Origin of the sequence: Bacteroides sp. 14(A) (genome assembly GCF_000526555.1) — a bacterium.
GTDB classification, from domain to species: Bacteria; Bacteroidota; Bacteroidia; order Bacteroidales; family Bacteroidaceae; genus Bacteroides; species Bacteroides cellulosilyticus.
In genome coordinates this window covers 839754-847787 of record NZ_JAGH01000004.1, presented here as the reverse complement: position 1 = coordinate 847787, position 8034 = coordinate 839754, and the positions used below count along the sequence as shown (strand labels likewise).

At 42.3% G+C, this 8034-nt stretch carries 10 protein-coding genes and 1 pseudogene; 7 read left to right on the top strand and 4 right to left on the bottom strand.

Going from position 1 to position 8034, the window contains the following annotated elements:
• The 5 genes and pseudogenes from K429_RS30725 to K429_RS0122625 all read left to right on the top strand — a co-directional run.
• Nucleotides 1-351: pseudogene (locus K429_RS30725) on the top strand (hypothetical protein); the annotation flags it as partial.
• Nucleotides 344-553, top strand: coding sequence for a hypothetical protein (locus K429_RS0122640; protein WP_029328168.1), 210 nt, complete (start codon nucleotides 344-346; stop codon nucleotides 551-553). The pseudogene K429_RS30725 and the gene K429_RS0122640, both read left to right, overlap by 8 nt.
• Nucleotides 554-617: 64 nt before the next feature.
• A complete protein-coding gene (locus tag K429_RS0122635; RefSeq protein ID WP_029327678.1) occupies nucleotides 618-962 on the top strand; it encodes a hypothetical protein in 345 nt (114 codons plus the stop codon).
• A complete protein-coding gene (locus tag K429_RS0122630; protein WP_029327677.1) occupies nucleotides 959-1369 on the top strand; it encodes a hypothetical protein in 411 nt (136 codons plus the stop codon). The genes K429_RS0122635 and K429_RS0122630 overlap by 4 nt, the downstream gene beginning before the upstream one ends.
• Entirely contained in the window at nucleotides 1326-1511 is a 186-nt protein-coding gene (locus K429_RS0122625) for a hypothetical protein (protein WP_029328167.1), read from the top strand. Before K429_RS0122630 ends, K429_RS0122625 begins: the two co-directional genes overlap by 44 nt.
• A gap of 632 nt (nucleotides 1512-2143) precedes the next feature.
• Here K429_RS0122625 and K429_RS0122615 read toward each other — a convergent pair.
• Genes K429_RS0122615 through K429_RS0122600 form a run of 4 tightly spaced genes read right to left on the bottom strand, consistent with a single transcriptional unit; the run spans nucleotide 2144 to nucleotide 6518 of the window.
• The gene (locus K429_RS0122615) at nucleotides 2144-2530 is read right to left on the bottom strand and encodes a hypothetical protein (RefSeq protein ID WP_029328165.1); all 387 of its coding nucleotides are present in this window, start codon (nucleotides 2528-2530) and stop codon (nucleotides 2144-2146) included.
• Nucleotides 2531-2548: 18 nt separating this feature from the next.
• Nucleotides 2549-3337: a hypothetical protein gene (locus tag K429_RS0122610; protein ID WP_029327673.1), complete on the bottom strand. Its 789-nt coding sequence runs from the start codon at nucleotides 3335-3337 to the stop codon at nucleotides 2549-2551.
• Nucleotides 3337-4902, bottom strand: a complete 1566-nt coding sequence (locus K429_RS0122605; RefSeq protein WP_029327672.1) for a phage portal protein — start codon at nucleotides 4900-4902, stop codon at nucleotides 3337-3339. The genes K429_RS0122610 and K429_RS0122605 overlap by 1 nt, the downstream gene beginning before the upstream one ends.
• The gene (locus K429_RS0122600; RefSeq protein WP_029328164.1) at nucleotides 4899-6518 is read right to left on the bottom strand and encodes a terminase large subunit domain-containing protein; all 1620 of its coding nucleotides are present in this window, start codon (nucleotides 6516-6518) and stop codon (nucleotides 4899-4901) included. Before K429_RS0122600 ends, K429_RS0122605 begins: the two co-directional genes overlap by 4 nt.
• Nucleotides 6519-6955: 437 nt before the next feature.
• Here K429_RS0122600 and K429_RS29545 point away from each other — a divergent pair, with 437 nt between their 5' ends.
• Both K429_RS29545 and K429_RS0122590 read left to right on the top strand, forming a co-directional pair.
• Nucleotides 6956-7588, top strand: a complete 633-nt coding sequence (locus K429_RS29545) for a hypothetical protein (protein ID WP_029328163.1) — start codon at nucleotides 6956-6958, stop codon at nucleotides 7586-7588.
• 19 nt (nucleotides 7589-7607) lie between these two features.
• Nucleotides 7608-8027, top strand: a complete 420-nt coding sequence (locus K429_RS0122590) for a hypothetical protein (protein ID WP_029328162.1) — start codon at nucleotides 7608-7610, stop codon at nucleotides 8025-8027.
• Nucleotides 8028-8034: the final 7 nt, after the last annotated feature.

The following is an 8034-nucleotide window of genomic DNA, read 5'->3' as shown; positions in this document are numbered from 1 at the left end:
TTCAACATGAACAATCTCCCGAAGGCTTCGGATACGAGCTATGGATATTTCAGGCGTTTCTTGTATGTGATGTTTGAGAATGTCATCCCAGAAGAGATGCAGAACAAGCATCTTGCAGATGATTTGAAGCAGGAATATCCTGGTATATTGAATTGGATTATCAGAGGCGGGAAATATTTAAAGCAAAGAAGGTTTGTCTTTCCGAAGAGCGAGAACTCGGAGAAGCAGAAGCTTATAGTAATGGGGGAAAGCAACATAACTTTCTCTTGGGCTTTTGCACGCGGGGGTAAGACCTTCCGCCAATGCCAAGGGCGAGTTATTCACGTGGTTAAGGTCTTCAGACATGTATAACGATATGGTGCGTTATGCGGAAGCCAACGGCTTTGAAAGTGTAAGCATGCAGGACTTTGGAAAGCAGCTTACGAAACTGGGATTCGGTAAGATGAGCAGGAGAAGGGATTCCAAGGGCATTATTTACAAGGTTTTCGGATGTAACGAGAAGGAATTGAAGACTCCTGTTCCTATTGTATCTGACATGGACATGGATTTTTGACGGGTATTAACGGGGACGTGGAGTATGACGCGGAGGATATGTAGAACTTTAATATAGACAAGGTATGATAACTATATACAATATAGGATTGTTTACTCAATATTGTCATTCCGATAGCGTAAAATACGGATACAATATAGGTTCATTGGCTGTAAAATATGGAGTCACGGATATAAGTGGGTTTTCAGAGAAAGAGCAATCGGATATTTTCTTGAAAATAGAATCGGAGAATGGGGGCATTATAGTAGTGCCTCACGGTGGTAGCTTCTTAAGGAGAACATTTATTGAAAAGCTCCTGACAAAGGATGGGTTTATAGATGACAAGTATTTTAATACTCCTTTATATGTAAATATACAGGGGAACGATGTAGAGTATAGAATTATTAATTATATAAATAATAGTTTATGAAAGACGGAGAAAAGTTACAGATTGGCAACTGGATTGTCGAAAAGGTGGAGATGGACGGAGTAGATTTCATGGAGGTTCGTGCTTCGGGCGGCATATTCAGATTCATGTATAGGATTGACAGCATGATGTATGGACTGCTTGACAATGTGCTGAAGGAGGACAAGTCGGGCGTAGGTGTTATTTTCAATAACGTATTCGCTGTTGCTACACTTCTTGACGCTGAGTTTCAGAATGATGTAGTTCAAGTTGTTGTACGGGCTATTGATCGCGTGAAAGCCGAATCGGTCAGTGACGAGGAAGATGCCAAAATTCTTGCGGAGGAACGTACTAAATATGAGATGAAAAAGGAAATGGAGGGAGAAAATGGGGGAAATAGAAAAAGCGAAAGCCCTGAAAGCGGAAATTGAGAAGGACATTTCCGGTATGATGACTACGTATGAGAGGAATACGGGGCTTATTGTGGATGAAATAGGGTTTATCCGGCAACCTGTATATGACAACATGGAAAAGAGGACGGATTTTAGGTATGTAGTGGAACTTGAGGGTTAAACTATGAAAGTGAAATGGGAACGGATATAAAGCTGTCTAAGACCGGAAAAAAAAAGTGTTTGCGGATGCTTGACGGCCAGGGATTTTACGGATGTACCCTAGTGATATTCCCGTATGGACAAATATGCGCTAGCTGCAAGCTCTCTAAAAAGGCAGGCCTTGTTGAAATGCTCGTTCCCTTACCAATGGGCAAAGTATGTGGTATAAGGCTGACCAAGCAAGGCAAGATGTATCTGTATGATAACCCATATTTATTCAATCCTGTTAATTTGGAGCCAAGTGGGGCTGCGATAACAGAATTGTAACCGCCACTGATTCTCTGATAGTTCTTGTGATTGGGTGTGTGGCTATTTTAAAAATAGCAGGTAATTTTATCGAATGAAAATAATAAAGAGGGGCCACGGGGAGGTATTCTATGTACACCCGTGCCCCTAAACTTTTTCCGGTTACGGATAAGCTATCCTTCTTCATTGTTTTGTTCCAGGCTGTGCTTTCTTGTTTTTTAGCTTTCATGTATAGAGAGGCATGACTTACCAGGGAGGTATTGGAAGATAGAAATGGACCGGTATTGTCTTCTTTCTATTGTTTCTTCCTTTTTCATCTGCTGGAGGTCGGCTATTTTCATAAGAACATCAGCGCGGTCTTTGGCCTTTTAGGTCTTTGACTGTGGCGACGAGGGCATTGAGAACTTCGTTCTTGTCGCGGAACTTTCCGGTAAAATCATCTTCGGTTTCTTCTTTCTCGTCCTTATCGCACGAGGTCGGTATTTTCTTGAAACGTCCCAATCGAATTGCCTTTTGCTTAGATTGCATATAGGTAAGAATGTTGGGGTCGTTGATGATCTTGTCTATCTGCTGCTTGTTCCATTCATCGGCAAGGGTAGGCTTGTACTGGCCGGTAGCAATAAAAGCTTCAGTAGCATCCCAGCCCATCATTATCATGTCTGCCATTGCGCGTTCCAATACGGATATGTTGTATCTCTTGGTTTCGTTAATGAATCGTTTTGAATATTTGAGCATATTTTCTTGTATTTTAGGTTAATAGATAAACGCCATTCCACATACGCAATTATTGTGAAGTGGTGGATACGGGTCTGACATAGGATGAGTCCGCATAGCATATTCGTCACATGTCTGGCAGGGAAAGCTACTGGATCGGAAAGTAATAAAACCTTTTGCGCCCTTCTCTGTTCCCGATAGGTACCAATATTTCATCCAACCTTCTGCCACCGCAAATACGGTCAGATTACGGAGGGCCGTGAAACTGCTATTGGTTCGTCCTATCCCGTAGCTTATACTATCGGTCCGTATGCGTGTGGCGTTCATATCTCCTGCTTTGACTGCTTCTATAAAGTCTGGATTGTCGTACGGGTGTTCCAGGTTTTTGGATATGAGTTGAAGGGTGGCAGCTTTCGATGTTCCCGCAAGCATAGATGCGGCGATGGCGGCTTCCAGCTCATACTTGTATCGGTTGGCATATATGGCGTTACGTTCACCAAATGTTTTTCCGTATGAGTTGCGTGTGATATATGCTAATATCTCTTCTTCCTTATCATTGTGAGTGGCTACAGAAAGGGTTGAAGTGTAGTCTTCGATAGTGGCTCGCAAATCAGAAATGACAGCTTCCACCTCGTGCTTCAGATTCAGGTCTAAGGAAAAGCGGAACATCTTTGGAGGTATGCCGTATTTGTGGGATATGGATATTATTCTTTCAGCAGCACGGAGCATAGCGGTACGGAGATTTCTCCCCATGCTTTTTTCAGCTTGCAGCCTCTGGCGGATATAATCCTTCGCTTCCTCTATTTCTCTGTCTGACGGATATCTCATTAGGCTTTCACTCCCTCTTCTACGGTGACTTGGTTTCCTTCTGTCTTATTCGCTTTAGCTGTCTTTAGTTCAAAGAGAAGGTCGGCTTGCTGTTCTTCTTTCTTTTCCCGGACGATCCTGTCCCATTCTCCATTAGTGGTATATAAAGTTTCTATACGTTCGGATGCAGTTTGTCTGGAACAGAAACCATTTTGTACAGCAGTTGCAAGGTCAGAAATGACAGTGGACGTGTTCACATGTACATACGGCTCTATCCACCATTTCATATTGAGATTGGTAAAATCGATGGTCTTTTTCATTTCCATTCCGTAACCATAGGAGAATATGGCTACCATGTCATCAAGGAACTTTTGGTATTTGGGAGCATCGTTCATAGCTTTCTCAACAGCCGGAGAATAGAGGATTTTTAATGCTGCCGCCGGTAAATCTCCTGATTTTAGTTCTGGAGGTTCAACTATGAAAGATTGGGTAAATATCATCTTGTAGAGCGTATCGAGTTGCTTCATGTAACTTTCAGATGCGCTTTGGGCACTTAAATAGGACACTTTATCATCTGTACCCATTGAAAGCGTCTTAATTGTACCGTTAGCATCATATTGAGCATCAAGCCTATCTCCTTCACCTTGAAACACAAGGGTTGGCTCTCCAAATGCCTGGTTGTTATGTGCCATTTGCGAAAATGACATTTCGTAAGCATCTATGCTGTCTTGAGATGCACTCCAACAAGCTCCGTCTTCGTCTCGATGGTAGGCCACAGGAATGAAAGGGAACCCATGTGGGCGTTTTTCTACTAAAGAATATCCATCTACTCCAAAGAGACCAAGAATCTTGTCCTTAAATGTCTTTGCGGCTTCTCCGTTGCGTTTGAAACGGTACATATAAGTTTTATCCCATACTTCCAACCATTCCGTTGTCGTTCCTCCGTTATTGTCGGTATCATTAAACGAGCGGGCAAAGAGGCGAAGTTTTCCGGTGATTGAGTCGTAATGCGGATAGAGTGTATCTCCATTGGCAAACGACAATACCTTATGCCCGAACACTCCATTGTCTAAATATCCAAGAAAAGCCGTATCTCCTGTGGTCTTTACGGAATTTGCAGCATCAAAAAAAGCTATTTCCATGTTTTTTTTCAGCCATCCTTCACGGTATATGTTAAATATATCCATATCTTTCTGAGAAGGTTTAGGACTGCATAGTTCAAACTGTATGTCGTTTCCGCACAGATGCACCATCTGCTTTATCTTGATTATTTGCTGGAAAGCAAATGCGTATCGGGGAACAAATTCAGTATAGTAACGGCTTTTCGTTTTTCCGGTATCATTTCCTTCCGCATCAAGTACAGGTACAAGTTCCTCACGAGTGATATCCGGATATACCGTAGGATCATTTATGGCATGGCCGCTTGGATAATATTCACGGAGAAAATCCGCTTGTGTCACTATGCTGAAAGCTATGTCATCAAAAGGCATAGGCACCTCTGTGGATGCTGTAAAAGTGCCATGAGAATTTCCGTTGGGAAGTATTTTCTTCCACGGTCTTTTAGTTTTTACTTCTTTGGTATTCATCTTCTATAGCGGTTAAATGGTCTGACTATTCTGGCTAATCTTGGTTTTACGTGAGCGGTTTTCTTTATTTCAAATATCATACGCATAAGCATGGCTTCAATGAAGTCCGGTGAGTGTCCTACAATGGATTTCATTTCCACTTTCTTTATGAGTGAGAAACCTTTGTCAGCCTCGTTTATGCTTTGTCTTATAGCTTTTCTTTCTTTGTTAAGAATGAGGGAAAGCGGTGTGCCGTTAAATTTCTTGTCTATCAGATTTTCGTTTATTGAAATTTCGCAGTTAATAAGTTTATCGGCAAAAAGATATGCAGCTTGTGATTTGAGGTTGGCGTAAATTCCCTTGAACTCATCGGTGACAGCTTCACGGTTGTTGAACGGTATCGCTTTCGGGAAAAATCCTTTGAATGCTTGTCCCAAACCGTTGAGGTCATATGTGAAGTTCTCTTCTCTCACATGCCATTCATTGAGTTTTGATTTTACTGCATTGACTGCCATTCGGGAATTGAACTGACATACGTATATGTCCTGAATGTGCCATCCCACCCATAGCACCATCACCATGTTGTCACCTCCTTCAAAAGCCACATCACATGACACCCTGCGGACATTATCGCCTTGCTTATAAGGGGCATGATAGAAGTTTTCCATGTGCTGAAGCTTTATCATATCGTCACCTACTGAGCGGTATTTCCAGTTGCCGTCGAGATCACGGGCACGCTGTTCTTCGGATTGGTTGGCGAGGTTGGCAAGATAGGTGGGGTCTGATCGGAGAAGCTGCTTGTTGTCGGAAAGTTTTCCTTCAATAAATGCCACTGACTTTATAAAAAGTTCTTGTGGTGAGCCGTATTCCGCATATTCCGGCTTGTAATATTTGTCGATTATCTCCCGGCATTGCTGATATACTTCTTCCCGGGTGTCTCCCCAGTAGATGCTGCTTACGTTTTCCCCGTCCATGAAACAATATCGTACTACTCCGTCTCTTTCAGGTATTGGAAATCCGTCATCGCCTATCCACCATTCTATAAATTTAGCTACCCAGCTGTCCGGATCGGGGTTGCATGTGCCTATGAACCGGTTACGTATATGAAACGCGTTACGGTTACAGGTAATCATATACTTGAACTTAGGGTAGTCCATGTGCGTTATTTCATCAACGCCTACGTAAGAATATTGATGCCCCTGAAATCGTGTCTTGAAGTCCTCAACGCTGTCGGCATGGTAAGAGAACTCGAGGAAACCGCCTTTGTCGAAGTTCCATGTCATATCATTCTTGGATTTGTTGTATTTTCCGTACTGGACATATATCTGGTATGACGTTTCTATAATATCGGAAAGGTCGTTTATCTCGTGGCGCATGACAACGGAACGAAAGAATTTATTCTTAACGTCCTTTAGGGCCTCCATAAGTAAGGCGTAGCTTTTTCCCCCGCCCCTCATTCCTCCGTATATGGTTATGTCGGCGTTGGTGGACAGAAGCTTTTCCTGTCCTCCAAGTTGAGCTATTATTTTTAAGTGATTAGGACGTTTCTTGTCTGTATCGCGAAGAGATTGAACATAATCGCAATCCAGCACCTCACATCCATCTTTTGTTGTCAACTTTTTGTCTATCAGTTCCATATACACGAAAAAAGAGCTGTATCGGCGGGCAATAATGCTCACTAATACAGCTCTTTGGCTTGGTTATATTTGCAAATATATGTATATTATCTAAACTTTCATAGAAAATAAACGTATTTTTTGTTTGAAATTTGCAATAAGCTTTTTATATTTGCAACATAATCAGTAAAGTATGATAAAAGTAAGGACTTCATTAGATGACTCTTGTATAAAGGAAGAAACATTACAAATGGTTACATGCCCGATATGTGGACAAAAAATGGGTGAAGTCAGATACTTGAATGGAGTAATCATGCTTCGTATTCAATGCAGGCGATGCAGGAGTTATATCAAAGTTGATGTGACAGGAACGAAATAAGAATTTTAAATATATAAAGCCGATAGAGCTGTATTGGAGGAAAAACCTCTGATGCAGCTCTATTTTTTATTCAAAACCTATGGAAAAAGAAAAAATCTTATCCACTCTGACTGAGAAGCTTGGAAAAACTAGTTTCTCTCAGAAAACACTGGAAACATACGTGGGAAAACATTTGCCCTCAGAGGGGACAGAACCGGACGATGCTTATTGGGCATTGCATACAGAGGTGCTGAAAACCCTTGAAGGGCAGTACAACCATGATGTTGCCGAAGCAGTGGAGGAAGCGAAGAAAAACTTTGCATCCCCACAAAATCCCAATCCGAAGCCCAATACTACTCCCTTAGCTGACGATGCGATAACCAAGCGTCTGGAAGCCCTGGAAAAAGCACTTGCCGATGAGAAGAAAAAATCTTCCATGGACATGCTGAGAAACTCGGTTTTGGAAAAGGGGCAAGAGTTGAAAGTATCTAACAAGTCACTTTGGAACGATGTAGTGAAAATGGTGGAAATTGCGGATGGCATGGATGATACCCAGCTGACCGAATCAGCCAAGAAGCTATACGAAGAGCGCCTCAAATCCTATCTTGGAGAAGGTGCCACTCCTTATGGTGGTGGAGGAACCGCTTCACCCGATAGCAAGGAGTACGAGAAGGAGCTTGATGATTTTTTCAATCGCAAAGCGAAAGAGGGGAAATTCCCTGAAAAGAAGTAAAACTAAAATCCATTAAGAAATGAGTACACTAGGAAATGTATTTGGCAAGACCTCCAAGGAATATGGGGGCGGCAAAAACATTTGGCACGAAGTGAAAGGGCAGTTTCCTGTAGGTGGAAATATTAAGAATATCTCTACCTATATAGGCTCTGTCATACCTTCCGGCTCAATGTGCAAGTTCGACCAGGCAAAAGGTGAAATTACCATTGTCAAGGCGAGCGAAGTAAAAACTGCCACACAAGAGTCCGGTACTGTAGAACCTTCCACCATAAAGGGGCTTCTGTACCATGACGTGTATGTAGATGCGGACCTGGAGTCTCCGTATGCTACGGGCGCAGTAGTTTTTGCAGGAGAGATTTATATTGACCGTCTGGCAGAAGAAATTCCCGATGAGGTATTAGCGGTACTGCCGATGATTGTTCCCATTCACGAAAAATAAGGAGGTA

What these genes read in the sequence shown, in the direction of transcription:
- K429_RS0122615 (WP_029328165.1), bottom strand. Translation starts at nt 2,530, where the DNA reads ATGCTCAAATATTCAAAACGATTCATTAACGAAACCAAGAGATACAAC.
- K429_RS0122630 (WP_029327677.1), top strand. Translation starts at nt 959, where the DNA reads ATGAAAGACGGAGAAAAGTTACAGATTGGCAACTGGATTGTCGAAAAG.
- K429_RS0122640 (WP_029328168.1), top strand. Translation starts at nt 344, where the DNA reads ATGTATAACGATATGGTGCGTTATGCGGAAGCCAACGGCTTTGAAAGT.
- K429_RS0122600 (WP_029328164.1), bottom strand. Translation starts at nt 6,518, where the DNA reads ATGGAACTGATAGACAAAAAGTTGACAACAAAAGATGGATGTGAGGTG.
- K429_RS29545 (WP_029328163.1), top strand. Translation starts at nt 6,956, where the DNA reads ATGGAAAAAGAAAAAATCTTATCCACTCTGACTGAGAAGCTTGGAAAA.
- K429_RS0122605 (WP_029327672.1), bottom strand. Translation starts at nt 4,902, where the DNA reads ATGAATACCAAAGAAGTAAAAACTAAAAGACCGTGGAAGAAAATACTT.
- K429_RS0122610 (WP_029327673.1), bottom strand. Translation starts at nt 3,337, where the DNA reads ATGAGATATCCGTCAGACAGAGAAATAGAGGAAGCGAAGGATTATATC.
- K429_RS0122590 (WP_029328162.1), top strand. Translation starts at nt 7,608, where the DNA reads ATGAGTACACTAGGAAATGTATTTGGCAAGACCTCCAAGGAATATGGG.
- K429_RS0122635 (WP_029327678.1), top strand. Translation starts at nt 618, where the DNA reads ATGATAACTATATACAATATAGGATTGTTTACTCAATATTGTCATTCC.
- K429_RS0122625 (WP_029328167.1), top strand. Translation starts at nt 1,326, where the DNA reads ATGGGGGAAATAGAAAAAGCGAAAGCCCTGAAAGCGGAAATTGAGAAG.